This window comes from Vicingus serpentipes (genome assembly GCF_007993035.1).
GTDB lineage: Bacteria > Bacteroidota > Bacteroidia > Flavobacteriales_E > Vicingaceae > Vicingus > Vicingus serpentipes.
This window is the reverse complement of record NZ_VOOS01000029.1, coordinates 1-334: the sequence shown is the minus strand read 5'-3', so window position 1 is coordinate 334 and position 334 is coordinate 1. Positions and strand designations below refer to the sequence as shown.

Genomic DNA, 334 nt, shown 5'->3' with positions numbered 1-334 from the left:
TTGGCATCTAGTACAGATTCATCTAGTTGTAATCAAGCTGATGGTAATGCTTATGTAAATGTTGTTGCTAATGGTATTCCTCCATATACTTACGAATGGACTGATGGTACGAATATATTAAGTACAGATAGTTCCTTAATTGGAGTTGTTGCAGGAACTTATTATGGATATGCTTATGATTCATTAGGCTGTAGTGTAATAGATACAGTTACCATTTATGATTTATCTGCGCCTCAAATAGACTCTATAATTACTACTGGTGTGTTGTGTTTTGGAGGTAATACAGGAACAGCTGAAGTTTATGTTTCAGGAGGAGCTTTTCCATATACTTATT

Annotated in this window: 1 protein-coding gene; it reads left to right on the top strand. The window is 34.4% G+C overall.

All coding sequences use genetic code 11. The annotated features are described in order from the left end of the window. Positions 1–334 (top strand): SprB repeat-containing protein (locus FRY74_RS12820; RefSeq protein ID WP_223265888.1); only part of this gene is annotated, 334 nt, incomplete at both ends.